This is a genomic window from Robertmurraya dakarensis, from assembly GCF_900156875.1.
Lineage (GTDB): Bacteria > Bacillota > Bacilli > Bacillales > Cytobacillaceae > Robertmurraya > Robertmurraya dakarensis.
Genome location: NZ_LT707409.1, coordinates 979302 through 1005356, shown reverse-complemented (window position 1 = coordinate 1005356; position 26055 = coordinate 979302). Strand labels below are relative to the sequence as shown.

The 26055-nt window shown below is 39.3% G+C and carries 24 protein-coding genes; 8 read left to right on the top strand and 16 right to left on the bottom strand.

Annotation, left to right across the window (positions count from 1 at the left end; genetic code table 11):
* Positions 1-3 precede the first annotated feature (3 nt).
* The 5 genes from CZ487_RS13885 to CZ487_RS13865 all read right to left on the bottom strand — a co-directional run bounded on the left by CZ487_RS13885 (position 4) and on the right by CZ487_RS13865 (position 4719).
* Positions 4-1548, bottom strand: a complete 1545-nt coding sequence (locus tag CZ487_RS13885; RefSeq protein WP_077212881.1) for a class I adenylate-forming enzyme family protein — start codon at positions 1546-1548, stop codon at positions 4-6.
* Positions 1549-1811: 263 nt separating this feature from the next.
* Positions 1812-2351 (bottom strand): DUF2812 domain-containing protein, encoded by a 540-nt coding sequence (locus CZ487_RS13880; protein WP_077212880.1) that lies wholly within the window; start codon positions 2349-2351, stop codon positions 1812-1814.
* On the bottom strand, positions 2348-2689 hold the full coding sequence (locus CZ487_RS13875; protein WP_077212878.1) for a PadR family transcriptional regulator: 342 nt from the start codon (positions 2687-2689) through the stop codon (positions 2348-2350). Before CZ487_RS13875 ends, CZ487_RS13880 begins: the two co-directional genes overlap by 4 nt.
* A gap of 165 nt (positions 2690-2854) precedes the next feature.
* The gene (locus CZ487_RS13870) at positions 2855-3673 is read right to left on the bottom strand and encodes a C39 family peptidase (RefSeq protein WP_237562887.1); all 819 of its coding nucleotides are present in this window, start codon (positions 3671-3673) and stop codon (positions 2855-2857) included.
* A gap of 152 nt (positions 3674-3825) precedes the next feature.
* On the bottom strand, positions 3826-4719 hold the full coding sequence (locus tag CZ487_RS13865; protein ID WP_077212876.1) for a R2-like ligand-binding oxidase: 894 nt from the start codon (positions 4717-4719) through the stop codon (positions 3826-3828).
* Positions 4720-4882: 163 nt separating this feature from the next.
* On the opposite strand from CZ487_RS13865, the gene CZ487_RS13860 reads away from it, so the two are divergent.
* Positions 4883-5563: a response regulator transcription factor gene (locus CZ487_RS13860; protein ID WP_077212874.1), complete on the top strand. Its 681-nt coding sequence runs from the start codon at positions 4883-4885 to the stop codon at positions 5561-5563.
* Between the two features lie 47 nt (positions 5564-5610).
* Here CZ487_RS13860 and CZ487_RS13855 read toward each other — a convergent pair whose 3' ends face one another.
* Both CZ487_RS13855 and CZ487_RS13850 read right to left on the bottom strand, forming a co-directional pair.
* On the bottom strand, positions 5611-6882 hold the full coding sequence (locus CZ487_RS13855; protein WP_077215318.1) for a hypothetical protein: 1272 nt from the start codon (positions 6880-6882) through the stop codon (positions 5611-5613).
* A gap of 41 nt (positions 6883-6923) precedes the next feature.
* Positions 6924-8216, bottom strand: coding sequence for a uracil/xanthine transporter (locus CZ487_RS13850; RefSeq protein WP_077212873.1), 1293 nt, complete (start codon positions 8214-8216; stop codon positions 6924-6926).
* A 312-nt stretch (positions 8217-8528) separates the two neighbouring features.
* Between CZ487_RS13850 and CZ487_RS13845 the strand changes: the two genes are divergently transcribed.
* The 3 genes from CZ487_RS13845 to CZ487_RS13835 all read left to right on the top strand — a co-directional run bounded on the left by CZ487_RS13845 (position 8529) and on the right by CZ487_RS13835 (position 11212).
* Complete coding sequence (locus tag CZ487_RS13845; protein WP_237562962.1) at positions 8529-9524, top strand: alpha/beta fold hydrolase; 996 nt, start codon at positions 8529-8531, stop codon at positions 9522-9524.
* A 168-nt stretch (positions 9525-9692) separates the two neighbouring features.
* A complete protein-coding gene (locus tag CZ487_RS13840) occupies positions 9693-10001 on the top strand; it encodes a PadR family transcriptional regulator (RefSeq protein WP_077212870.1) in 309 nt (102 codons plus the stop codon).
* A 17-nt stretch (positions 10002-10018) separates the two neighbouring features.
* Entirely contained in the window at positions 10019-11212 is a 1194-nt protein-coding gene (locus CZ487_RS13835) for a chromate transporter (RefSeq protein ID WP_077212869.1), read from the top strand.
* A gap of 119 nt (positions 11213-11331) precedes the next feature.
* Here CZ487_RS13835 and CZ487_RS13830 read toward each other — a convergent pair whose 3' ends face one another.
* Together CZ487_RS13830 and CZ487_RS13825 are read right to left on the bottom strand one after the other, a co-directional pair.
* Positions 11332-13014, bottom strand: a complete 1683-nt coding sequence (locus CZ487_RS13830) for a long-chain-fatty-acid--CoA ligase (protein ID WP_077212867.1) — start codon at positions 13012-13014, stop codon at positions 11332-11334.
* A 106-nt stretch (positions 13015-13120) separates the two neighbouring features.
* Positions 13121-14281, bottom strand: coding sequence for an acyl-CoA dehydrogenase family protein (locus CZ487_RS13825; RefSeq protein ID WP_077212866.1), 1161 nt, complete (start codon positions 14279-14281; stop codon positions 13121-13123).
* Positions 14282-14483: 202 nt separating this feature from the next.
* Here CZ487_RS13825 and CZ487_RS13815 point away from each other — a divergent pair, with 202 nt between their 5' ends.
* On the top strand, positions 14484-16568 hold the full coding sequence (locus tag CZ487_RS13815) for a sigma-54-dependent Fis family transcriptional regulator (protein ID WP_084783267.1): 2085 nt from the start codon (positions 14484-14486) through the stop codon (positions 16566-16568).
* Positions 16569-16625: 57 nt separating this feature from the next.
* Here the strand turns inward: CZ487_RS13815 and CZ487_RS13810 are convergent, their stop codons facing one another.
* Positions 16626-17174: a hypothetical protein gene (locus CZ487_RS13810; protein WP_077212864.1), complete on the bottom strand. Its 549-nt coding sequence runs from the start codon at positions 17172-17174 to the stop codon at positions 16626-16628.
* A gap of 631 nt (positions 17175-17805) precedes the next feature.
* Here CZ487_RS13810 and ltrA point away from each other — a divergent pair.
* Positions 17806-19062 carry a group II intron reverse transcriptase/maturase gene (ltrA, locus tag CZ487_RS13800; protein WP_077212863.1) on the top strand — a complete coding sequence of 419 codons (1257 nt, stop codon included), beginning with the start codon at positions 17806-17808 and terminating at the stop codon, positions 19060-19062.
* Between the two features lie 42 nt (positions 19063-19104).
* Positions 19105-19422 (top strand): hypothetical protein, encoded by a 318-nt coding sequence (locus CZ487_RS26650; RefSeq protein WP_154676037.1) that lies wholly within the window; start codon positions 19105-19107, stop codon positions 19420-19422.
* Between the two features lie 197 nt (positions 19423-19619).
* Here CZ487_RS26650 and dctP read toward each other — a convergent pair whose 3' ends face one another.
* From dctP to CZ487_RS13765, 6 genes are all read right to left on the bottom strand, one after another.
* Entirely contained in the window at positions 19620-20711 is a 1092-nt protein-coding gene (gene dctP / locus CZ487_RS13790; protein ID WP_077212860.1) for a TRAP transporter substrate-binding protein DctP, read from the bottom strand.
* Between the two features lie 398 nt (positions 20712-21109).
* The gene (locus CZ487_RS13785) at positions 21110-21352 is read right to left on the bottom strand and encodes a hypothetical protein (protein ID WP_139339573.1); all 243 of its coding nucleotides are present in this window, start codon (positions 21350-21352) and stop codon (positions 21110-21112) included.
* A 63-nt stretch (positions 21353-21415) separates the two neighbouring features.
* Positions 21416-21889, bottom strand: coding sequence for a glycine/sarcosine/betaine reductase selenoprotein B family protein (locus CZ487_RS13780; RefSeq protein WP_077212858.1), 474 nt, complete (start codon positions 21887-21889; stop codon positions 21416-21418).
* A gap of 378 nt (positions 21890-22267) precedes the next feature.
* Positions 22268-23056, bottom strand: coding sequence for an enoyl-CoA hydratase/isomerase family protein (locus CZ487_RS13775; protein WP_077212857.1), 789 nt, complete (start codon positions 23054-23056; stop codon positions 22268-22270).
* Positions 23057-23718: 662 nt separating this feature from the next.
* Entirely contained in the window at positions 23719-24024 is a 306-nt protein-coding gene (locus CZ487_RS13770; protein WP_077212856.1) for a TMEM128 family protein, read from the bottom strand.
* Between the two features lie 28 nt (positions 24025-24052).
* The gene (locus CZ487_RS13765) at positions 24053-25234 is read right to left on the bottom strand and encodes a DUF1835 domain-containing protein (protein ID WP_237562886.1); all 1182 of its coding nucleotides are present in this window, start codon (positions 25232-25234) and stop codon (positions 24053-24055) included.
* A gap of 83 nt (positions 25235-25317) precedes the next feature.
* On the opposite strand from CZ487_RS13765, the gene CZ487_RS13760 reads away from it, so the two are divergent.
* Positions 25318-26049, top strand: a complete 732-nt coding sequence (locus tag CZ487_RS13760) for a hypothetical protein (protein ID WP_084783264.1) — start codon at positions 25318-25320, stop codon at positions 26047-26049.
* Positions 26050-26055: the final 6 nt, after the last annotated feature.

Below are 26055 nucleotides of genomic sequence, written 5' to 3'. Positions count from 1 at the left end.
ACATTAGCGAATAAATAATTCGCTTCTTTCTTCACGTAATTCTCTTTTAAGAATTTTCCCCAGAGCATTGCGCGGGAACTCATCAATGATTTCTACATCCGCTACACGCTGGAATTTATTAACTTTTTCATTCAGCCAAGTCTTAATTTCCTCTGCTGATACGGTAGACCCCTGTTTAAGCGTGACAATGGCAAGTGGTGTTTCTCCCCACTTTTCATGCGGTACAGCAATGACGGCACAATCCGCTACTTCAGCGTGTGTACCCAAGACATTTTCCAAGTCAGCCGCGTAGATATTAAGCCCGCCAGAGATGATCATGTCTTTCTTTCTTCCTAAAATATATAAAAATCCATCTTCATCAATTTTGCCCATATCCCCGGTCTTCAGGAATTTACGGCCATTCTCGTCCAACCAGATGACCTCTTGTGTTTTATCAGGAAGCTTGTAATAACCTTTCATCATCGTGCCGCCACGGCCGACGATTTCCCCCGCTTCACCCGGAGGCAATTCATTTCCTTCTTCATCAATAATGCGGATATCCATTCCGAAATAGGCCTTCCCTACAGAATCCGGTTTCTCCAAGACATCCTCAGGTTGAAGGCTTGTCCCCGGTCCTTCCGTCAATCCATAAAGCTCGGTAAATTTACAATTAAACTTCTTAATGATTTCTAGTTTCGTATTTTTATGTAGCGGCGCTGCTACCGAAACGAGCTGCTTGTAAGAAGAAAGGTCAGTTCCCTGGAATTTCTCGTGATTCAGGATCATGTAGTATTGTGTCGGTACCATCAGCGAGTGAGTTGGCCTTTCTTTTTCACTTAATTCAAAGAATCGTTCAGGGCTGAACTTTTTCATAACGATAATGGTTCCGCCATACGCCAATGTAGGCAGCATTGGAGCCCATGTACTATTCGTATAAAGAGGAGTTGTTAGTAACGTAATGGCATGTTTATCAAAATTGTTGCTGACCGCTAATCTTGTGGCAAAAATAAATCGAGAATAATGGGAATGAAGAATCCCTTTTGGAACTCCAGTCGTCCCGGAGCTATAAAGAATTATGCAATCATCTTCGAAAGCGTATTCAATATTTGGCTCCTTAAGTGATCCATTTTGGATGAATTGCTGGTAGCTTCCATCTCCTGAAGGACCGACCTCAACCATTTCCACTTGATGATTTTCTTTCACATAGTTGATAGATTCGCTATTGTCAGAGCTGAAGAAGACAAGACTCGACTCTGAATTTTTAATCATATGCAGGAGTGTATCCTGTTCAATCATCGTGGCAAGCGGTACAAGCACCCCGCCAGCTTTGATAATTCCGAACATAATTTCAATACTTTCCGGCCTATTTGTCATGAATACAGAAACCTTATCGCCTTTTTTCAAACCTTTTTGAATTAGGGCATTGGCCACAACATTAATTCGTTGATTTAGTTCTTTCCATGAAAAACGCTGATCCTCAAAAATAACGGCCGTTTTATTCGGATTATTTCTAGCATGCTGCGTCATTAATTCTGGAATAACAACAGGAATAGTATCAAAAAAACTCATTTAACCTTCAACCTCCACTTCGGTAGAATTACATTATGTAAACATGATGCTAACGACTACAACTATTGCAAAGTAAGATATACAGACTCCTTTTGCAAAGTTATAATTTTAATAATTTTCTAAATTATTAATAATAATTCAATATTATACTAATTGTTTAAAAAAATCTAGAATAATCACATAAACGATAAAAAATACAAAAAGGCTGTCTGCCATATCGCTTAAGGGAATTGCGTAGTGGCAGACAGCCATTAAAAATAGTATTAATGGAGTGATCCTTTTTTTAATTTCATCAATTTGTACTGATAACCAAGGTAAGGAAGTCCAGGGAAAATAAGTAAAACGAGAGAAAGAGTTCCTAAAATCCACATCACAACTCCTGCGAGTTCAAATCCCCAATCGATATTACTCAGAAATAGAAAGACAATCGTAGAAATTAAAAGCGGCAGAGCAGATTTCCCCATTTGTTTCTTTTCACGTTCATATTTTTCAATCGTTGTTGGTGTGTCTGTATATATTGGCTTTGTGCCAGCTGTTGCGCAGAACAAATGAATTTCGTCGCCAATCGAGCATACATGTGACCATCCCGCTTCTTCAAAAAACAGGAAGTATTCTTCGTCTGCACCCTTCTGATAATCCAAGGAATAATCGATGTTTTTAGGTTCTCCTACGACTAATTTATATCCAAAATTAGTAAAACGTTCAACCATCCATCCTTTTTTTGCGTATTGAGCCAGTATTTTCATATCTTTTTCTTCAGTAAAGGCCAATCCACCACTAGGTATATACTTTGTTTTCTTCATCCTTCTATCTCCCCTCTTTGTTTTAATACTTTTTCAGCATGGATGACCATTTCTCGTCTTCGCTGCACTTCTTTTTCTAATAGCTCAATGCCCTTCTCTGTTGCAATATATGTCTTTTTCTTTTGGTCAGAATCATCATAAATCCTAATTAAGTTAGCTGATAATAGCTTTTTTATGGTTGTATACATCGAGGCAGGTCCTACTGAGAAACGATTATTTGTGATGCTTTCAATGTTTTTCATAATGAGGTACCCATGCCGGGCTTCCACTAACGACAACAAAATATAGTAAGCCGTGTCGGTAAGTTCGCCCATTTCCAAAGAATCTGTGCGTGCCATAATATCCCCCTGTATCATTAAATGATATATTGTTAAATAGAATATATCATTTAATGATATATTAATCAATATCTTTTTAAAAATAGATGAAAAAGCACAAAAAGCTGATCCCCAATAAGGAACCAGCCTAGTTTTGTGCGCTTAATTGAATTTTTGAATTCCTATTTATTGATAGCTAATCGCCTGACTTCCCATTTGCACCCAAGCTTTCTCAAAATTTTCCCTTGGCACAGCAGTATAAGGTTGGGCCGCTAAAGGGTCGTTAAAATAGATAGATTCATCGTCATACCCTACGATCAGCACACTATGCTCCCGATAAGTAATTTTCACCTGTCCGCTTGCTGTATCCCAAATCGCAAATTCACTTTCCGGGAGTGGAGCAAATCGTGAATTAATAATGACCCAGACAGGAAACCCTTTTTCAAGCATACGATAGACAGACTCTATGCTCTCTCCTGTTAAATCTATAATTCTATCAGGTAAATAGGTTCGAGCTAAATCGGCAATAGGACCATGATATACACCTAAGCCCGATTTCTCAAACGTATAAATATCACCAACAAATCCATCGTATGGATTTCCTCTTACACCATTCTTATCACGAAAAGGAATCGTTTTAATCTCTTTTGCAAGGGTCATTTTGTCGACAGAAACGCCTGCATGCTGGAGCATCATCGCGAGGCTTGTTACCTCACAACCGCGTGCCAGCTCTGGCATTTGCTGAATATGAGGAACTCCTTCTAACATAGCTGACCCCATTGGCTCTTGGCTTTCGATTTCATCAATCTCGTCTTCAATTTCTTCTGTTTTCTCCATACTGTGATCAGAATCAGCATCAGCGTGATCTTCCTCTTGTTGGGCAATGGTCGTTTCTGGATCGTTTTCTGCAGTATCACTGAAAACACCTGTTTTTTGCACGCCCATACAAGCAACGGTTACAAAGATCCCCACCGAAATGACCGCAGCCATAACTAAAAACTTCAACTGCTATACTCCTCCAGTTTCTCTCTTTTTCAATCAAGCAAGTTATTACCATGATCATACTAAAAAGAGCCTATCCTAGCTACTAAAAACGATTAATATACAAAAAAGGCGGATTCCTTGCTTGGTATAAGCAGAGAAACCGCCTTTTGTTATTATATGACACCAACCTCTGACTCTGATAATTTATAAATCTCTTCGATTTTTCTCCCTTTAGCTCTTGATAAAACTTCCATTCTAGCGTTGAATTGCTTTTGTGTAAATTGCATTGAATCTTCTAATGTAGCACCGGAAGAGTTAACTTCCTGTCCTTTAAAGCCTTCGCGATTAAGCATAAAGGCAAGCGGCAGCAATTCATTCATTCGATTTGACACTTGATCATACAGATGCGGATGCTCGCAGATAAGCCGTTGAAGCAAGAACGTCCCATAACCAATATGTCTTGACTCGTCGCGCTTAAGAAGACCAACTCCCTTTAACAAACCTGGCATCAATCCGCCAGCTTCGAGTGAACGATAGAAGGAATAATAGCCTGATTCAGCGAGAACTCCTTCGACAAACATGTTATAGACAGTTGAAGCTTCAGCGATAGCTTCAGGCGATTGGTCCGTCATGAGGCGATTCATCGTTTCTGGCAGGATCTCATAGAAAATCTTTTTGTACGTATCCGTATGATGGACAGAAAGGTCACCTTTTTCGCCAATCGCATTTAATACAAGCCGGAAGAATTCAGTGTGCTTCGCTTCTTCGAATAAAAAGGTTGTTAAATACATTTCCTCTTCAAGTCTTCCTTCTTTTGCAATCGCCATGATCAGCGGCAGCAAATCCAGGGTTACGGCTTCTTCACCCGCTTGGAACTGAGAAATAAGCCGCAGGATCTCCCCCTTTTTCTCTTCAGGGAGGATGGCCCAATGTTCTACATCCTGACTAAAATCGATATCAGTTGGATTCCAAACACCAAACTTCTTCGCTTTCTGATACAAGCGAAATGGCAAAGATTCCTCCTGTAACCCTCTTTCACTTGTCGTAATGATTTTTCTTTGTTCCATAACAAGCAACTCCTTCTATAACATTGTTTTTTATTAATAATCATTGTAAAATGGTTTTGCTGACAGAATATTTAGAAATATTAATGAAAGGGCTTACAAGTTTACTATAAGTTACTTTCAGTTGAAAAAAAATATCTGAAAATGTAGGGGTGAAAGTTGTCGGATGCTCGATGTGAAGATGAAGACTTTTGTCGAAAAGGTTGCCAAAGTTAGAGACCCGAAGCGAAAAGCAGTATTAATGATCCAAGGCTGCACGCAATTTTTCCCATTTAAACGTGCATCTATTTATTCTTTTTCACGTTTAAGTTATGTTGGAGAAGGGCTTTTTGTGGTAGACGAAGATGTTTGTTACTCCATAAAGTCGATCAAAGAGGATATAAGAAATATCCCGCCTATTTACGAGGCTATTATTCAGAATAAACCCAAATATATACAGATTAGAGATAACAACTATCCTCAAAAATACGTCGAAGATTACAAGCTGACTTCCTTCATTTTTATCCCCATTTGTTATGATAAAACAGTCGTTGGAGGCGTTATTCTCGACAAGTATAATGGGACACACCCCTTGCCGCAGGATCTCATTGATAGTGTGTATTTATATTTTCAGAAAGCATTTGGATCGGGTGATCAGAACTCAAGAGGCGACCATCAATTAAGCAAAAGAGAAGTTGAAGTGCTGCATAAACTTTCATTAGGTTACAGCATGAAGGAAATGGCATCGACGATGAAAATCAGTGAATTTACAGCACGTGATTATATTACATCCGCTGTTAGAAAATTAGGAGCGAAGCACAGAACGGAAGCCGTGGCAATGGCATTACGGATGGGGATCTTCGAATAAACGCAGAAAAAGGATAGCTTCCCCTTCTAGCTGGAAGCTATCCTTTTTTATAAATCATCTAACGCAATCACTTCTCCTGTTGAGGCATTCACGCCATAGTGACAATCTAATTTTCCGCACAAGAGATATTGTTTCACAGCAGCTTCATAAACATAAAATGGTTTTAATTCGTACAAGTCCTTCAATTTTTCAAAAGCTTCTTCCTTTGTGATGGTACCTTCATCTGGTTCTTGAAACTGGTCAAACATCTCTAACATAGGTTTGTTATCCATAAAATTGACGACTTCAAAATTCTTTCCGTTCATCATACATTTTAGCTTTCTTTGAAAAACAGATACTGTCTGGTTTTTATGTCTTAATGTTGCATGAATATAACCTTTATCGCGATGCATCGATTTTAAGATCCACTCTCCCGATTCATCCCGATATTCTTTACGTAAAAAGTCTTTCACTGCTGCAAGACAATGCTCTTGCTCGTCCATCATAATGGGGAAAGACTCAGGGGATGGTTCACGAGAAAAGGCTTGCTCTACTGATATATCCTCCAACCAATTGATTTCTTTTCTTTGAAAAGTTTCCTGCAGTGGTTGATCCCAAGTAATGGTTTGGTCTAGTTGGATCATGGACTTCGCATCCTCCCTGCTTTCAAAAGGGATGGTGGACATTCCAGAGTTTGTTATATAAATTTCTTCTACCGCGTAAATAGGGAATCGTTTTTTCTTTTCAAAAGAAGGATAGTCTAGCAATTGCAACTGATCCTCTGCTAGATGTTTTACTTTTTCAAGGGATAATGTGTATTTCTCTTCTTTTACAGAATCCTTCGAAGGAAATTGCCCGTGTATGGAGAACAAAGTCAGCTTTCCTTCTTCATTCATTTTAATGTCGATGTACCCTGAAGGAGAAACGTCTACACCGTCGATGCATTCTTTAAAGTGAAACTCTCCCTCTTTCTCTTTTTGCAATTGAAAATGTCTTCCGTTTTTAAGGTCCGTTTCTATTTCTAGCCATTTAAAGATGTCATTTTTATCACTGTTATCAAATTCCACGCCGTGATCTGCATAAGTTTTTCCCATTACAAAAATAACACTTCTATATTTTTCGCTATGTATATCCATTTCGATAACAGCCGTTCCTTCTGGATTGCTGTCATCATCTTCATGATCCTTTGTGTGATTCGGAAACCACTCCATACATAAGGTGTAGACCGTATCATTGAAAATCGTTACTCTTCGATCAAGTCGATGTCTACCGATATAATAATTTTCTAAACCAAACTTTGATTTGGTTATATCCATTAATTTTTGTATTTTGTTATCCATCTGCTTTTCCCCTTTTTCTAGCAAAATAGGAAAGGTTATCATTACCCTCTTCCTCTGACCTTAATGGCAGAGTAATAGATAAATTCCGTGCATAATGCAGCCAAAATCCCCATTAATAACCCGTTTGAAACGAGAGGCTGAACAAGTGTCGGCATTGTCGTGAAGGCTTCTTTCGGTATGTTCATAATGGACATTCCAAGTAATGCTGGAATGGCAATTCGATATATATTTTTCGAGGTAAATTGCATTCCATTAATATTTCGTAAAGCTGAACCAAATAGCTGCAAATAGGCAACAAATAATATCGTGTTTCCGACATTAGTCGGGATCGTTGAGAAAAATGCACTAAGCGAAGGGATTAAACCTAAAACAATAAACAAAACAGATCCTACAAAAAACGGCAGCCGTTCTTTAATCCCCGTTGTTTGGAGAAATCCAATCGACGAAGCGTACGGTGCATATGGCACCAATCCAACAGCCCCGGCGAAAGCGGTATAGCCTCCCGATAAAATGAACGAAGATCGATATTGTTTCGCTGTTGTTTCTGTTTGGAAGATATCTTCTGCCCCTTTTAATGTAGCAATCGTGTTCGTCGTATTTAATAAACCGGTAACAACCGCAGTCAGCACAATTCCCCACTCGAAACTAGGTGCTCCCCAAGGAAACCAAGTCAGGAAAGGTCCGGTAATAATCGTGGTCGTTTCTTCTGGAAATAAAATGGATGCACCAATCCAGCCAATTATCATCCCAACAAGCAAAGAGAGATTGCTAAGGATGCCCTTCCCTTTTACACTAACCAGAATCGTTATTCCTGCCAGTATAAAAGAAAAAATAGCAACCTTCATATTGATGTAATCGCTGCTATTTAACCCCAGCATTCCTTTTAAAAAGATAAAAATCAACTGGTTGGCAAGCAGCAATAAAAAGACAAACATCACGACTGGTGTGAACCATTTCCTTAAAAGATTACCTAGTCCCAGCATCCCTAATATGGAAACAAGTACACCAGCGATGATGGACCCAACAGCAATACTTCCTCCAACTACGACTAAATCCATGTTTAAGGCACTTGCGGTGGCTGCCAGGCTTAAGATCACGCCCCACCACAACCCGGACTGTCCTTCCATTAATGGATGCCGGTGACCAATCATCCCTTGCAGCAGGCAGGCGATTCCTGTAAAAATAAACGACCGTTGAAGCGCAGAAACGATCTCCACCTGCTCCAACCCAAAGGCTGCACCGATTGAAATTGGGATCACGACTGTATTCGCAAACATAAAGAATAACCATTGAAAACCAGCTAACAATGTGACAGATATACGTGCTGAATTCACTCTCTTTCGACTCCATTCGGCTAAAATGCTCCAATTACGCTTGGTTGTGTTTCTACTAAACCATGTACTGGAAAAATTTTAAATTACTTTATATCATAACAAAATCTATAATATTAGCAATATTAATATAATGACTGGCGGGCCGTATGACCCGTCCTTAACGGCCTCAAAACTGGCAACTCTGCTCATTGACAGTAACATGACCGGTCGATAACTGCCTCAAATCCAATAACTTGTTCGATGACGACCTGTTCCCTGTCCGAATGTTATAATAAGATTAATATTTTAGAAAATGAGGATACTGTATTGAAAATGATAACTACAAGCAAGGTCATTTCAAAAAATTATCGCTATGAAAATCGTGAAAAAGCAGGTCACAGCAGCTTTATTGATACTGCTGAGTATGTGGATATCAATGGCATTGAACAGTTCTTCTATCATTCTGGCAGTAATCCGGAAAATCCGGTTATCCTTCATTTACACGGAGGACCGGGCAATGCTTTTTCAAATAAAGCTTACTTACTGAAAGATTGGGACTCTCATTTCACGATGGTTTATTGGGATCAGCGCGGTGCAGGCAAAACGGCATTAAAAAATCATGAGGCGGTCCCTACTTTTGAGAACCTGCTAAAAGACATAGACGAAATCGTCCAATATTTAAAAATGAAATACAATAAAGATAAAATTGGGATCTTTGCGCATTCATGGGGAACTGTGATTGGGTCGATTTATGCTAATCAGCGTCCGAGAGATGTTGCTTTTTACATCGGTGTTGGTCAGGTTATTTCACCCATTCCGAATGAAATCGTTAGCTACCAGGAAACACTTCGACGACTGCAAGAGAATGGAGATACTGAAGGCTTAGAACGTCTTAACGCACTCGGTGATTATCCAGGAGAGCGGGCAGAAGAGTTTCTAAGAAAAATGTGGGTCGTTCGTGATCAGCAAAAGAAAATGGGAATGATCAGCGTTAATACGGAAAAGAATTTGGAGCTGATCAAGCAAAGTCCGTTGTTTCATCCGGCTGATTTGAGTGCGAAAAATGTCTGCGCAAAATTACTGCCAGGTCTTTTTGAAGAATTATATCATTTTAGTTTGTATGATTATCCGTTAACCTATAAAGTCCCTATTTTTTACCTATTAGGGAAAAACGACTGGCAAGTCCCCTCGATTCTAGGGATTGAATATTTCAACCAAATCAGTGCACCTCAGAAAGAGTTAATGTTAATACAAGAAGCGAAACACCACCCTATGTTAGAAAGACCAGAGGATTTTTTACAAGCGATGAGAAAAGTGCTGCAAACATAATGATAATAACCCTGCAGTGTTTATCCCTGCGGGGTTAATCTGTTTAATGTAAAGTTTGTGTAAATGTCCTTGATTTACAAAAGAAATGATTATATGATACGGGTACATCACTGATATCGGAAATCGATATTGATATCCGATATTATCACACCAAAGGAGGTCGATAAGTTGGAAGAGAAAATACTGAGAAAATTATTTCTTGGTTTCATCCAAATTCATATTCTGCATCATGCGAAAGAACATCCTATTTTTGGCGCGTGGATGGTGGAGGAACTTCGAGAACATGGCTATAACATCAGTTCGGGCACCCTCTACCCTATTCTTCACAACATGGAGTCCGATGGGCTTCTTGTCAAAGAGGAAAAGAATGTTGAAGGAAAAATTAGAAAGTATTATACCACAACTGAAAAAGGCAATGCCGTTCTAGATGAAGCAAGAAATAAGGCATATGAACTTTTCAAAGAAATTAAGGACTAACGAAAAAGGAGTGTATTATGGCACAAAATAATCAAAACAGAGGCATTAAGTCTCTTCTCGAAATTCTTTTGGTTTCATCAAGGCTTGGTCTCACTTCATTTGGGGGACCTGTTGCCCACCTTGGCTATTTTCATAACGAATACATCCAGAGAAGAAAATGGATGGATGAAAAAAGTTATGCTGATCTCGTCGCATTATGCCAGTTCTTACCTGGACCGGCGAGCAGCCAAGTCGGCATTGGGATCGGCGTAATGAGGGCTGGTGTTTTAGGCGGCATTGTATCTTTTATTGGATTCACCCTCCCTTCCGTGATCGCACTGATCATCTTTGCTCTCATTCTTCAGGGACTCAATATTGGCGAAGCAGGCTGGATTCATGGTTTGAAGATTGTCGCGGTGGCGGTTGTTGCCCACGCCATTTTGGGAATGGCGAAAAATTTAACGCCGGATTTAACAAGAAAAACAATCGCTTTATTTGCATTAGTTGGTACCCTTCTCTGGCAAACAGCTTTTACGCAAGTTGGGGTTATCATACTAGCTGGACTTATTGGCTTTCTACTTTATCGACAACAATTAGACGACAACGATGCAGCATTGCATTTTCCAGTTTCGAAAGCTTTTGCAATCGCCTGCTTAACCTTATTTTTTGGCTTACTTTTTCTGTTGCCAGTGTTAAGAGAAGTCACTTCTCTCAATTGGATTGCCATGTTTGATAGTTTCTATCGCTCAGGTTCGTTGGTATTCGGCGGCGGGCATGTCGTGTTACCATTGCTTGAAAGAGAATTTGTTCCGGCAGGTATGTTAAGTGAAGAGGCATTCCTGGCAGGATATGGTGCGGCACAAGCGGTTCCGGGTCCCCTCTTTACATTCGCTGCTTATCTAGGAGCGGTCATGGGCGGCTGGCAAGGCGGATTATTAGCCACAGCAGCTATCTTCCTTCCTGCATTTTTACTCGTACTAGGCACATTGCCATTTTGGGATTCACTACGCCGTAATCCCAAAATCAAAGGTGCGTTGATGGGCGTTAATGCAGCTGTTGTCGGGATTTTAGTTTCAGCATTTTACCATCCGATTTGGACCAGTTCTATCCTAGCTCCGATTGATTTTGCTTTTGCAGCTATCCTTTTCAGCATGCTGGTATATTGGAAGCTGCCGCCATGGATCATTGTTTTAACAGGTGCCATCGGCGGTACTCTCATGACATTTCTTTAATAATAAATGGTTCGGTTAATTATGTTTTGAAACAGGGCCCTTCATGTCCCATTCAGGAATAACGTTTACCAACAAAAAAAGAATCCATTTTGAACGTTCAAAATGGATTCTTTTTTATGTTAAATTTCCGAAGACACTTCATCTTCATTGTATAGATTTTCGTACTTCTTAACAATTTCTTTCTTGTTAAATTTGCCGACACTCGTCTTTGCGATTTCTTCGACGAATAAAATTTGATCTGGCAATTGCCATTTAGCAAAGCGTTCGAATAAGACACCATCAAGTTCTTCTCTAGGAATCTCTTTATTATCTTTAGTAACAACTAGCGCTAACGGGCGTTCCTGCCATTTTTCATGTGGGATTCCGACGACAACAGCCTCTAAAACATCAGGATGGCCCATTAACGTGTTTTCCATATCAATCGAGGAAATCCACTCACCACCACTTTTGATGACGTCCTTAATTCGGTCCATAATTTTCACATAACCATTTTCATCGATCGTCCCGGCATCACCGCTTCTCCAATAGCCATCTCGGAAACTGCTTTCAGTTCCCGGGGAATTGTAATAGGAACCTGTAATCCATGGGCCTCTCAGGCAAATTTCTCCAACCGTTTTGCCATCACGCGCCACCTCTTCACCCGTTTCAGGATCACATAGCTTAAAGTCAATTCCTGTTATCGGCAGTCCTTGTTTCCGTTTTAAATCCCATTTTTCTTCCTCTGTTAATTTCCCTTGTAAAGTAGGACTGATTAGGTAGTTGCCTGCTACCAATGGAGTCGTTTCTGTTGCGCCATACGCATGTATAATTTCTGCCCCTGTCAGTTCTTTAAAGCCCCTCATCATGGAAACCGGTGGTTCTGAGGCTCCAGATAAAAATCTTGCTTTGCTAAGGTCAGGCTTTTTCTCTAATGTTCGAATATAATGGAGCATTGGAAGGAAAATAGCTGGTGAACCACCTGCAATGGTCACATTTTCCTCAATCATCAGATCCACAAGAGGTGCAGTTTCCTCCGCTGCATATCTTCCCGGAAAAATCATTTTCGCCCCCATCATCGTTGCTACTTGAACGAGTCCCCATGATTGAGCATGGAACATCGGTACAATGACGAGCAAACAATCATGGCTGTTGACTCCAAAATAGGTAGCCGCGGCCATCGTGTGCAAATAGATATTACGATGAGAATAGTACACACCCTTTGGTCTGCCAGTCGTACCTGAAGTATAGCAAGCGCTGTATGCCGTCGTTTCATCAATGATCGGCCAGTCATAAAAGTCGCTTTCTTTCTGTATCTCTTCCTCATAATGGTAAATTGGAGATAATGTCGTCTTTATTTCAGACATAGGCTTATCTGACATGACAATAAACCCTTTTACTGTTTTCAAACTTGGCGCAATTGCCTCAGCTACCGATAATAGAGATTCGTCGACAAACACATATTGTGCTTCACTGTGATTTGTGACATATGATAGATCATCTGTTGAAATACGAAGATTCATTTGCAGAAGTGTTGACCCAATACCTGGTATCGCATAGTACAGTTCAAAATGGCGCTGTGTGTTCCAATCTAACACTCCGATCTTGTCACCAGGTTTAACTCCTAATTTATTTTCAAGGAAGTTCGCAACTTTCATCATCCGTGTATACGCATCCTTATATGTATAACACTGAACTTGATTATCACTACTGCGATAGAGAATTTCTCGATCCGGAAAATTACGCACGGCGTGTTTAATCAATGTGGTCGTATTTAATTGAACATCATTCATAGATGTGGATGGACATCCTTTTACTATTTTCATATACAAAATCCCCCTTAAATCTCGTTAATAAATTTATTAGTAGGAATAATCAGAATACTTTTTAGAAATTATCCCTTTTTATACATCTTCAGGTAGAAAAAATCTATTACTTTCCTAAAATATCCTTACTAATAATTTCTTTCATAATTTCAGAGGTACCGCCATAAATACGTTGAACCCTTGCATCTACATAGGCTCTTGAAATCGGATATTCCTCCATATAACCGTAGCCTCCAAATAGCTGGACACATCCATCAACGATTCTGCCCTGTGCTTCAGTGGTTGATAATTTTGCGATACTCGCATCAGCTGCAGATAATTGATTTTTCTCAAGTAAAGCCAGACAATGATTCACGTATGCACGATTCACTTTAGCTTCCGTCGTCATTTCAGCAATTTTGTGACGAATGGTTTGCATTTGGCTAAGTGGCTTTCCAAAAGCTTCCCGCTCACTAATATACTGAACCGTGATTTCTAAAGCCCCTTCCATTGCTCCGCAAGCTCCCACAGCTAGAATCGTCCGTTCCCGGGGTAATTCTTTCATTAATGTTATGAACCCATAATCTAGTTCACCAAGGATTTGACTGGAAGGAATAGTAACATCCTCTAAAAATAGTTCTGACGTATCCGCAGAGTGCAGCCCCATTTTCTTTAAATTTTTCCCTTTCGTTAATCCAGGGGTATGAGCATCAACTATAAATAAGCTGGTCCCTCTTGATGCAGGCACTTGTTGGTTTGTCCGCGCCACAACGATGACGAAATCAAAGTTTTGACCGTTTGAGATAAACGTCTTCGAACCATTAATGACATACTCTCCTGTCTCTGTAATTTTATTAGCCGAAGTTCTAATCCCTTGTAAATCACTGCCGGCACCAGGCTCTGTCATAGCAATGGCACCTACGTATTCACCGGAGGCCATTTTTGGCAGATAATGAGCTTTTTGCTCTTCTGTACCAGAATTTAAAATATAATGAGCTACGATGTTGGCATGGACCGCTATATTGCCGGAAACGGAATTATAGCCGAGCCTGCTGAATTCATCGACAATACTGGCAGCAAATTGGAAAGGTGCGCCTAACCCACCGTATTTTTCTGGAATATCAACACAGAGAAATCCCGCTTCTCCCAACTTTCTCCACAGTTCTTTTGGAAGGATCCCTTCTTCCTCCCATCTGCTATAATGGTCTTCAATTTCTTTTTTAGCAAAAGCTTCGATTGATTTCTTAAACAGTGTAATTTCTTCTTCAATGGCAGCTGATAGGTTCATGATTTCCTCCTCTTATAAATTTGCTTAAAAATATTGATGCAAGAACTATGCCAAGTTGTGACCTCTATAAAATGAATTGTTTTTCCAGGAGTGTGTAAACTATTATTAACAGAAAATTGTAAAGTGTAAAAATATTTAACAAATTGTGTTAACGCTTGCAACCCTTTTTGCTATAATTAACACCATATGAGGAGGGATTTCTTTGCTCGTTAAAGATATCATGACGACCAATTTCGTTTGCTGCTCCAAAAATCAAACTCTCGGAGATGTGCTTCCAATGTTTACACAAACACACTCCGATATGCTTCCTGTTGTCAATGAATTCAACCATTTGATCGGAATCATTACCAAAAACCAAATCTTTAAAATATTAACGACCAAACCATCCTTTGAGACAACGATTGATCATTATTATAAACCTGAACCTGTCTACATTCGCCCAAATGATAACATTGATCAGACAAGGCGATTGCTTCTACAAAAAAGAATTGGACATGCTCCAGTAGTAGATGAAAAAATGAAACCTATAGGTGTGATTTCTACCAAACAAGCCTTAAGTTCGTACAATCTTATCTATAGTCATTTGGAATCGCAGTTTGAACTTCTATTTAATCATCTGAATTTTGGCCTGTTTTCCATTAACAAAGATTTTCAAATCAGCGCCTCTAATTCTTTGGCACATCGTCTATTGAATATCAAGCATCACGAGACAGATGCATTCAAACAAATGAAAAACTTGAGTGAGATGAAGGAATTAATTGAAGAGATATTGATGGAAAGGTCCAATGCGGCAAAAAAACAACTAACACTGAACGGATTAAGTTTATATGTTCAATGCTATCCTCTAATCAGACACGATGAGCTGGTAGGTGCCATGGTTATTATTGAAGATGTAACAAGAATAGAGAGAACCATTAACGAGCTGCAGCTGACAAGGGAGTGGGAACAAAAACTTCGATCTGTGATCGAATTTGCCTATGACGCTATTATTCTAGTTAATAAAAGATCAAAAATTACCATGGTGAATAAGGGGTTTACTGATTTATTTGGATTATCCAGCAGTTCTATTTTAGAAAAATCGACTTCAGAACTGTTTCCTGAACTCGAAATTGACAATGTCATTAAAAGCGGGATTAGTGTTCAGAATGTTCCTCAAATTATTAATGGCCAGCAATCTCTTATTTCTATTTTGCCTATCAAGGAAAGTGGAGAAACCATCAGTGCCATATGTAAAATAACGTATCGCGGCTTAACGCATTTACACGAGGCTTTAACGAAGGTGAAAAAACTTGAAAAACAGTTATCTGCCTATCAAAATGAGATCAATGAAATAAAAGGAACAAAATATACATTATTTGATATTGCAGGAGAATCTGATGCTATTCGTAAAGTAAAGCATGAAGCAACCCTTGCTTCTAGAAGTATGTCGACTGTTTTGATTATCGGCGAAAGCGGGACTGGAAAGGAGTTATTTGCACAAGGCATACATGCCAGCTCTGGTCAAAAGGGAACCTTTGTTCAAGTGAATTGTGCAGCTATTCCATCCGAACTGCTAGAATCAGAACTGTTTGGTTATGCAGATGGTGCTTTTACAGGTGCCCAAAAAGGCGGGGTCAAAGGAAAATTCGAACTTGCTCAAAACGGCACCATCTTTTTAGATGAAATTGGGGACATGCCCCTCCCACTTCAGACAAAAATACTGCGTGTTCTACAGGAAAAAGAATTTCAACCGATAGGAAGTTCGAAAACCATCCATTTAAATACAAAAATCATTGCGGCAACGAATCGAAATATTGAAGAACTAATAAAGGACGGAAAGTTTCGAGAAGATTTATACTACCGATTAAATATTATTCGTTTGAACATTCCGCCTTTACGAGAAAGAATGGAAGATTTACCAGATATTATTCAAGAGGTGATCAAAAGGCTGAATAAGAGTGGATTTTATATAAGAGGAGTTACACATTCTGCCTTAACAAAATTAATGAAGCATTCCTGGCCTGGAAACGTAAGAGAATTGCATAATGTACTTGAAAGAGCGGCAAACCTCAAAACAAGCGATTACATAGATGCAGTGGATATTCCTGCGTTTGATCGTTTGGCTGATTATACTGTGTTTCCTGAGCGGACAAATTCAACTTATAAAGATATGATGCAATTATCCGAAAAGGAAATGATTCAATCCGCCTTGAAGGAAGCGAATGGAAATAAGACTAAAGCGAGTAAATTACTCGGCATCAGCCGCCCATGGCTCTATTCAAAAATAAAAAAATATAATATACAGTGAAGGTATGCAGCTGTTCCCCTTTTTGGTCAGCTGCATGTTACATTATAGTAAGTCATGTTAAATATCATCCACAGATACGACATCTATTATTGGTAGAAGCTTTTCTGAAAAAATACAATATAAGTCTGTATGTATATTATGTATTGAAGTGTTTCGTATGACGAGGCCATCATAGCTCTGTCTCATGAGATGTTTACGAAATGCTGCATTAGCTTCTACTTTATTTAATAGGATGGCTCCATCCTTCCAGCTCATGTTTCCTCTTCTAGAACCTAAATAGTCACAGAATTTATCTCGTTCTCTCATAAAGGCGTCATAGGAATCCTCAGCGTTGTATACCTTTAAGTCAGCTTCGTCCAAATAGACTTTATAAATAAAACCATGCACTTCCCTTTCCACTTGCAAGACTTTCGGTTCCCCATCGTCCCAGAACTCGGTTTCAGATTTTTCGTGCACCATTTCAGTCCCGAACGCAAAAGGCTTCGCTGCCTCAATTACAGATGTGAACCAGTATCCAATTGTATCGATATCATTATTAAAGTTTTGAACCATTACATCCTTACTAAAATGATCAAATCTTTTTAAAGAACCATGAAAAATAATCATAAGCATGCCCTCCCATATTAGCATGCCCCTCTTCTAGAGATTCATAAAAGGGCAGCCGCAAGACGTGCTGCCCTCTTTTTTGTGCGCCCGGCATGGGTGTAATCTCTAGGGTGAAAGTCCCGAACCGTGAAGGCAGAAGTAACGGTTAGCTTAACGCAAGGGTGTCCGTGGTGACGCGGAATCTGAAGGAAGCGAGCGGCAAACTTCCGGTCTGAGGAACACGAACTTCATACAAGGCTAGGTATCATTGGATGAGTTTGCAAAACAAAACAAAGTCCTTTCTGTCAAAGGTGATGCAGAGTAAATGAAGCAGATAGTTGGAAGGAAAGATTGCACTCTTACCCGGGGAGGTCTGATGGATACGTGAAGTACTCTTCATAACCTACTTAGTGATAAGTAGCTGAACCATCAGAAGTCAGCAGAGGTCATAGTACGAATCGGTCTAGAACGATTCGGAAGGACTGAACAATTAGGAGAGAATAGCCCTTGGTATTCAGTTAGTCATGATGAACACAGAAAACGTAGTACCTCACTTGAGGAAGGAAACGGTGAATTCCGTGGGGGACCTTTTGGAGGGTGGAGTGACTACTGTTATAAGAAGATAAGCTATTCACGGAAGGAAGAAATAACGATGCTTTTGAATCAAATCCTGTCACGGGAGAATATGCTTTTAGCGCTAAAGCGTGTAGAACAGAATAAAGGAAGCCACGGAGTAGATATGATGCCCGTACAAAACCTACGACAGCACATAGTCGAAAACTGGTCATCCATTAAAGAGGCAATATTCGAGGGTACATATGAGCCGATGCCTGTCCGAAGAGTCGAAATCCCGAAACCTGATGGCGGTGTTCGGCTACTAGGTATTCCAACCGTGACAGATCGTTTGATACAACAAGCGATTGCCCAAGTATTATCGAAGATATATGACCCAATGTTCTCCGAACATAGTTATGGATTTCGACCAAATCGAAGTGCACATGACGCAGTAAGGAAAGCAAAGGGATATATCAAAGACGGATACAGGTGGGTAGTAGACATGGACTTAGAAAAGTTCTTCGACAAGGTAAATCATGATAGACTCATGAGCAAATTATCGAAGAGAGTCTACGACAAACCACTATTAAAGCTAATCCGCAAATATCTACAGGCAGGTGTCATGATTAATGGGGTTGTTTCAAGTACAGAAGAAGGAACGCCACAAGGTGGCCCATTAAGTCCATTACTTTCTAATCTAGTTCTTGACGAACTAGATAAGGAGTTAGAACAACGAGGGCATAAATTCGTTCGTTACGCCGATGACTGTAATATTTACGTCAAATCAAAACGGGCAGGAGAACGAACAATGGCAAGCATTCAACGATTCATCGAGAGAAAACTCCGTTTGAAAGTGAATGAGAAGAAATCCGCAGTAGACCGTCCTTGGAAACGAAAGTTTCTTGGATTTAGTTTTACGTCTGGAAAAGAGCCGAAGGTTCGTATCGCAAAAGAAAGCCTAATGCGAATGAAGAAGAAAGTACGAGAAATCACCTCAAGAAAGATGCCATATCCAATGGAATATCGGATTCAGAAATTGAACCAATACCTGTTAGGATGGTGTGGATATTTTGCTTTAGCTGACACGAAATCAATCTTCAAAGATTTAGAAGGATGGGTTCGTAGAAGGCTTCGTATGTGCTTATGGAAAAACTGGAAGAAACCAAAGACGAAGATACGCAACCTTATAAACCTAGGTGTACCGGAGTGGAAAGCCTATGAATGGGGGAATAGCCGAAAAGGCTATTGGCGTATCTCGAACAGTCCAATATTACACAAAACCCTCGGCAACTCCTATTGGAATAACCGAGGGCTTAAAAGTCTACATGAACGTTATGAAATCTTGCGTCATTAATCTTAATTGAACCGCCGTATACGGAACCGTACGTACGGTGGTGTGAGAGGTCGGAGGTTAATCACCTCCTCCTACTCGATTACAATTAGGAATCCTTACGATAATAACCGCCGTATCCGTGATGAGGGTGATGCCCGTGATGCGGATGGTGATGACCACCATGCCCGTGGTGGTGGTGTGAATGGCCATGATGAGATGGGTAGCCGCCATGTCCGTGATGATGTTGTGGGTGGCTGCCGTATCCATATTGTGATGGATAACCTCCATACCCATGGTGTTGTGGATAACCATATCCTTGTTGGGACGGATAACCATAACCCATACCTTGACCAAAACCTCCAAAGTACTGTCTTTTCATAATAAAACACCTCCTAGCCTTGTCCTTATAGCATATGTAGTGATATCTATGATGTGTAGACGGAACCCTAGTGCGTTGGAGAAAATAGAAGGTCACTGTGACGACCCGCATTTTCTTGTTTCACAGGGAAAGTTTCACACTCATCCTTAGTTCTAAATAGAAAAAATCACTTCGTTGCGTACGAAGTGATTTTTTTGCGTTATTGTTTATATTTTTCAAGGTTTTCTTTATACATATTCATGACTTCCTCATATGGATGTCCATCTGATTGATGCTCTTTTAACCAAGTTTGTGTAAATTCTTCTGAGACTTTCTTCCATTCAGCCTGCTCTTCTTCTGTTAGTTCCGCAAATACACCATCCGTTTCTATGAATTCTTTATTGATTGTTTCCGTGTCCTCATCATACTTAACTGCTTGCTGAGCAATCTCCTCTCCAGCTTCTATCATAGCCTTTTGAACATCTTCAGAGAGACCTTGCCAAACTTTTTCATTAATGACTAAACAGTTTATAGCCGTTCCGATATGCGGAGTAACGGCATATTTCAGAAGTTCGGTAGTTCCGTTACTATCCACTGAAACACTTGATCCACTTAAAGCTTCAATTACTCCTTTTTCAAGAGCCTCATAGACTTCCGAATGAGAGGTCGCCACTGGAACAACTCCCATATATTCATAGAATTCATTTGCTACTCCACCCGGCGTTCTAACCTTTAATCCTTTTAGGTCACTAGGAACACGAATCTCTTTCCCTGTTGTCCATATTTCGTATGTTGGCGAGACATTAAAGGTCAGCGGCCTTACACCGTTTTTCAAAAAGTCCGTTTCTAAAACGGTTTCGTTCTGCTGTACTAAATCATAATACGCTTTTGTTCCTTGATCTGAATTTATACTTAGCTCCGGCATACCAGCCAGCGTGTTACTTAATGGCATTGTATCTGCAAAGTAGTTAGCTGGGTACACACTGATATCTGTTACGCCGTCCTTTGTTAAATTAATCATATCATGGGCTTTACCTAGTTGTTCTCCTGGATATACGTCAAATTGCACTTTGCCCTCCGTAAGTTCTGTTACTTTGTCCATCCACGGTTCTGTCACAAATTTATATGTTTGCGAGGTATTGGCGAAATAGGTCGCAACCTTAAGGGTGACTGTTTCTTCCTTTGCCGTATTTCCTTCTTTCTCTCCTCCGTTTTGGCTGTCCGTATTTGAAGAACTGGAACTGCATGCCGCTGCAAAAATAGAAAAACTTGTAATTACTGCCGCTAACAACTTAAACTTTTTTGATTTCATTGAAATCCCCCTTAGCATTATGAATATAGTTACTATCAAATTTTCGGAACGTAGTTGATGCTTTTAACCATACTATGTAAACGTTTTCAAATAATAACTATAATTGTATTTTTAAATATTTTTAATGTTTTGTCAACATAAAATTTAGAAATTTATTAAACTTATGATTATTCATAAATACCTGTCTATTACTAGGTTTTCCCAGATAGAAATTAAATAGGAACATATTGGAATTATTTTTGGAATACTTTTGATATTATTGTTTTTCTATAGATACGGCCCAAATGAAATTCATCCTTATGAGCTAATTTCTTCCGCGGTCGGGTTCAAGTTTAATCCTTAACAAACAGAAATCACTTCATCAAGAGCGAAGTGATTTCTGTTTTCTATTTAATAATCTATTTTGACTCATTTATTTTAGGTAAATCTTCATCCCAGTTACTTTCATGCCAAACATTATCCAACACTCTGATTTCTCCAGGCTTTGCGTGCTGGAGCATTTGTAACGCTTCCTGTAAAATAGATTTCTGATCGTTCACATCATTTGGTTTTCCTGCAGTGTGGCCAAGAGGATAATTGACAAAAACCGTTCTCGGCGGGCGCACTTTTTCTGTAATATCCAGCGCGGATGACAATGTCACCGTTGGAATGCCAGCCTTTTCTAATTCTCGCGAAATCAGACCCACGGTCTGATGGCATAAAGGTCAGACGGGCACCAAAAACGCTGCATCTACTTTCTCGTCACGCAGCTCCCCAATGATAGCAGGAATAATCTCATCGAGAAGGGTTGTCTTCTTAAAAATCCGTCCCATTAGAGTATAAGACTGTTGTGATAACTCCCCGATGACGCCTTCGTCTTCAAGTTCCTGTAAACGTTGATACGGTAATACAGAGTTAATATCCTTCTTTGCACCGCTATGATCATAACTATCATGACTGATAAGCAAATCACGAGGGTCGGTGTCCTTGGATATTTTTCGATAAGTTAAATCGTTCTTGTCCGGCTTGAACGCCTGCTGATCCTTAAGGTATACTCCGCCAGTAGAAAGCAAAGCAACTCGCGCTTCACTCAGCGGTTTCTGTAATTCAGCGAACGGTACATCAGTTGACTCATGCCACTGATACGGCGGTACGTTCGGAAATCTCCGTCTAACATGCTCAATGTAAGACACTGCCATATGGAACAACTCCTTTATTTATTTTTTTATAATTATGAATATTAATATAATTAAATTTTACTTCATTATGCAGCGGTTTGTCTATCCTGATATAGTTATGAATCTAGTTTTTATTTTCCTCTATCTTGTTTTTACCCCTTTGTGTGCTCTTAAGAACCATTCCCTTCAATTTCTACCCTATTTTGGCCTTTAGAAGCTTTCTTATGGACGAACTGGGGCCATTTTCAATTCCATTGGTCCATAAGAAACATTCTTACGTCCACTTTCCCTCCTTTAAGGCTCAATTTGGTCCATAAGGTCACAGGGACGACCCGAATTTTCTTGTTTCACAATAGAAAAAAGCATGAGGGTGATCTCATGCTTTCCTTAGTTAGCAACTTACTCTCCACGGAACACAGGTTTGCGTTTTTCTGCAAAGGCTCTTACGCCTTCTTTTACGTCTTCTGTACCGAAGCCAACTTTGATATAACCTAATTCTCTTTTTAAGATGCTTGTAAGGTCGCTGTCAGCGCTTGCTGCAAGCAATCTCTTAGAAAACGTCATTCCGATTGGCGGACCTTCAGCTAGCTGTCTAGCAAAATCCATCACCTTATCTTGGAATTCATCATCAGCGAATACTCCATTAACCAAACCAATCTGTTCAGCTTCTTCAGGAAGAATGTCGCGGCCCGTAAAGATCAATTCTGCAGCTTTAGCTGGTCCTACTAAACGCGGTAAGAAATAAGTCATTCCGCCATCAGGGTTCAAGCCGCGGCGAATGTATCCAGCTGTTACTTTTGCTCCAGCTGAGATAAAACGCAGGTCACAAGCAAGTGCTAGTGATAGTCCCGCACCTGCAGCAATTCCGTTGATGGCTGCGATCACTGGTTTGTCACCATTGACAATTTCTAATGCTTGATGGCCAATCCAGCCTAAGTCATCTAATTTTTTATGACGAGAATATGTGGATGGGTCCCTCTTCACAAAATCAGTTAAGTCAAGACCGGCACAAAATCCGCGTCCCTTTCCAGTGATGACAATAACACGAACTTCATCATCCTTATTAGCCTCAATGATAGCTTGGACGATTTCAGTACCAAGCTGTTCGTTAACTGCATTCATTCTTTCAGGTCGATTTAATGTTAATGTTCGAACTCCATTCTGTGTATCTACGAGAATATGTTCCATATATTTTCCTCCTCAATATTTAATAGCTATAGTAGTAATACCGATCTGTTGAAATGAAATTCACTAGTTCGGCAGATTTACAGCATATTATGTATAGCCACTACTTTTTAGTAGCGTTACAACTCAGATGACAACTGAAAAATAGCATTATTTATTAATTTTTCAGATTATTATAACTAATCGGAATTATATCATTAATCCATTAAGTTGTATAGAATAATTTAATAATCAGTTATAAAACTAGATTCCATCTTACTAGGGCAATACGATTTTCTTAAAAAAAGCATTACCTTCTTCCAGTAACGCGTTCTCTTAGGTGAAAAACCTGGTTAAATAACTTATGAAAAAGCATTCTTGGGATTGGTGTTTAATTCATAGGAGGAGATTTTCCCTCTATTTTATAGAGAGGAGTCTTAAGAAGCAGTAATAAGGGGGCTTAAAAGTATCCTCTCTAATTAAGGCGAAATCCAAAGATTTGGATCATATAACGGGAAAATCTGCCCTTATTTTTAAAGGAATATGGGTATTTCCTAATTTAAGGGGAATTTTTCCGTTTATTCTTCTTACACAGGATAATTAGATTCATTAGCTAGGGGTACTATTTTACAAAATTCAATTATCAGACTAGAGATTTATTCAAAACCATTCGAGTTAACCTTACATTACTGTTTGGCACGATGCACCAACATTGTAAAACTATTTAAAAGGAAAGTAACAATGAGCAGTACGGCTGAAACGGATGCCACAGCACCCGACGTATCCATCAGAGCAGACCAATCCTCAATTTTCACCAAATGATTGTTATAAATTATTTGGAAGCACAGCGCAATTGCACAGGCGCTGATACTCATAATAGAAAGAACGATCCAATTACGATTGTTATGCTTATCATAGCTTGTAAGATTCACAATCGGAAGGATCCAAGCGATAAGTCCAAGCACAAGACTTCCAACATTAAGCCAACCCATAGCATTGCCTCCTTTCTTCCCCTTAAAATCATGAACGCAGTTTGATCCGATAATGCCTCATCGATTTTGGGATTCCCTTTAGCTCAAGTTTCCCGCTGTAGATCAAATGTCTAATTCGATATTCTAAATAAAAATGACCAATGGGCTCTTCCATTTCTTCTAATATAGATCCGATCACCATCCCCGTGTTAATAAAATCCTTGTTTTCTTGATCATGGTGCAGCTTTTCTAGAGTTTTGATGATTATTTCATCATAAAAATCTTCTGGAACCCCGATGATTTTATCTTTTTCCCATACACGAAGGACTTCTTTCGTTTGAGATAAAGATTCCCATTGACTTTGGTAATGCACTCTTTCCTGTTGTGATAATGGATGATGTTCTCCTTTTTCAAATAGAAATTTTATTTCTTTCGGTTCAATCTGTCCTGTATGAAAAACAGAGTTTTCATTCTTTTTAGTGGGAAAATATTTTTTATATAGTGCTGTAGAGTTCATCAGAAAAAGATCATTCTCTTTATTTTTCAACACATTTAAAATAAAACGAAGTCCTGTTTGTTCATCAGCGTTCTCTCCATACCAGATATAGATCGGAACGTCGCTTGAGAGATCCTCGATTTCACGCAGTACATTGTTGCATTTAGTTTGATATTCAACTTCATCCAATTCAAAATTAATGTTGTCAGTTAACCATTCTTCACGGTTAACTTGGCCTATTTTTTCATCCAGCTTCCATAAAGGACCAATTGAAAGAAAGTCTGGAAAACCAATTACAGTCTTTGGATGTTGTAATCCCACTCGTAATGTCCCAGCCGCAAATTCCGGTGATACAATATGTACACTCGCTCCGCTGTGAATCCTTGAATAACGACGGTGAAGTTGTATGGTTTTATTAATCATTTCTACCATTGCATTTAAATCATTATGTTGAATGAAGTATCCTCTGCCCTCAAGAGGTTTGGTTTCTTCATGATGAAAGGCATCAAATGTCTCACCTTGCATCAATTCATACGTTTCCCACTCACCATTGTCAGACACAGTAGATACCGTTACATAATCTGTCGTTTTTATTTTAAAAACAAAGACCACATTGGGTTCTACAAAAAAATAAATAAATGGGAACTTTACTTTCGTTTGAATGATAATCAACTCCTCTCTGTCTAAATATACCATATTTACCAAATGTTCTATCCTTAAAAAACGAGATGGCATCAATAATCTCTTGCTGATTAGCAGTTTTAAATTCATTACTGTAAAATATAGTTGGCAACTTTGTACAGATTAGGGGAATGAACATGGGATTGGTTACTGGGTCTAAATTTCATCTATATAAAGAAAAAATACTGACACTGTTACTGCCATTATCAGAAAGTGACCTTTTAGTTCCAACTTTTTTATTGGAAAAAGATGAGAACAAAAAGCTTGAAATGTATTACACACCTTTCGATTACATAAACGAGAAAGCCAGAGTGGTGGTTGCTGGCATTACACCTGGACTTCACCAGATGAAAAAAGCATATACAACGGTGATTGAGAATAAACATTTACCGGATGAAGAACTTCTTCACCAAGTGAAAAAAAGGGCAAGTTTTGAAGGGACGATGAGAAAAAACCTCGTGGGCATGCTAGATGAACTTGATTTGCCGCAGCACCTGGGCATTTCCTCTTCAAGTGAGCTATTTAGTACAGCCAGTCATCTTGTATATAATACCTCCATCCTTCCGCATGCTGTATTTTTCAATGGCCAAAATTTCAACGGATCACGGCCCAATATATTACGGACAGAAATACTGTTACAATCTGTAAAAAGCACTTTTATGAATGATATCGCTAGACTTGAAAATCCCTTGATTATTCCTTTAGGCGTAAATGTCAGCAGCGTTCTTGAGTTCTATTGTAAAAATAAGCCTCTTTTAAAGGGTTTTCCTCATCCTTCAGGAAGTAATGGTCATCGACATCGACAATTCCGGGAAAATAAGGAGGATATGAGAAGGCAAATCGAGAAGTATTTTACATCAATCAATTAGGAGTTT

What these genes read in the sequence shown, in the direction of transcription:
- CZ487_RS13810 (WP_077212864.1), bottom strand. Translation starts at nt 17,174, where the DNA reads ATGATTATTTTTCATGGTTCTTTAAAAAGATTTGATCATTTTAGTAAG.
- CZ487_RS13770 (WP_077212856.1), bottom strand. Translation starts at nt 24,024, where the DNA reads ATGGGTTGGCTTAATGTTGGAAGTCTTGTGCTTGGACTTATCGCTTGG.
- CZ487_RS13845 (WP_237562962.1), top strand. Translation starts at nt 8,529, where the DNA reads ATGATAACTACAAGCAAGGTCATTTCAAAAAATTATCGCTATGAAAAT.
- CZ487_RS13760 (WP_084783264.1), top strand. Translation starts at nt 25,318, where the DNA reads ATGGGATTGGTTACTGGGTCTAAATTTCATCTATATAAAGAAAAAATA.
- CZ487_RS13835 (WP_077212869.1), top strand. Translation starts at nt 10,019, where the DNA reads ATGGCACAAAATAATCAAAACAGAGGCATTAAGTCTCTTCTCGAAATT.
- CZ487_RS13860 (WP_077212874.1), top strand. Translation starts at nt 4,883, where the DNA reads ATGCTCGATGTGAAGATGAAGACTTTTGTCGAAAAGGTTGCCAAAGTT.
- CZ487_RS13780 (WP_077212858.1), bottom strand. Translation starts at nt 21,889, where the DNA reads ATGGCAGTGTCTTACATTGAGCATGTTAGACGGAGATTTCCGAACGTA.
- CZ487_RS13830 (WP_077212867.1), bottom strand. Translation starts at nt 13,014, where the DNA reads ATGAAAATAGTAAAAGGATGTCCATCCACATCTATGAATGATGTTCAA.
- ltrA (WP_077212863.1), top strand. Translation starts at nt 17,806, where the DNA reads ATGCTTTTGAATCAAATCCTGTCACGGGAGAATATGCTTTTAGCGCTA.
- CZ487_RS13875 (WP_077212878.1), bottom strand. Translation starts at nt 2,689, where the DNA reads ATGGCACGCACAGATTCTTTGGAAATGGGCGAACTTACCGACACGGCT.
- CZ487_RS13880 (WP_077212880.1), bottom strand. Translation starts at nt 2,351, where the DNA reads ATGAAGAAAACAAAGTATATACCTAGTGGTGGATTGGCCTTTACTGAA.
- CZ487_RS13855 (WP_077215318.1), bottom strand. Translation starts at nt 6,882, where the DNA reads ATGGATAACAAAATACAAAAATTAATGGATATAACCAAATCAAAGTTT.
- CZ487_RS13885 (WP_077212881.1), bottom strand. Translation starts at nt 1,548, where the DNA reads ATGAGTTTTTTTGATACTATTCCTGTTGTTATTCCAGAATTAATGACG.
- dctP (WP_077212860.1), bottom strand. Translation starts at nt 20,711, where the DNA reads ATGAAATCAAAAAAGTTTAAGTTGTTAGCGGCAGTAATTACAAGTTTT.
- CZ487_RS13775 (WP_077212857.1), bottom strand. Translation starts at nt 23,056, where the DNA reads ATGGAACATATTCTCGTAGATACACAGAATGGAGTTCGAACATTAACA.
- CZ487_RS13765 (WP_237562886.1), bottom strand. Translation starts at nt 25,234, where the DNA reads ATGCCATCTCGTTTTTTAAGGATAGAACATTTGGTAAATATGGTATAT.
- CZ487_RS13865 (WP_077212876.1), bottom strand. Translation starts at nt 4,719, where the DNA reads ATGGAACAAAGAAAAATCATTACGACAAGTGAAAGAGGGTTACAGGAG.
- CZ487_RS13825 (WP_077212866.1), bottom strand. Translation starts at nt 14,281, where the DNA reads ATGAACCTATCAGCTGCCATTGAAGAAGAAATTACACTGTTTAAGAAA.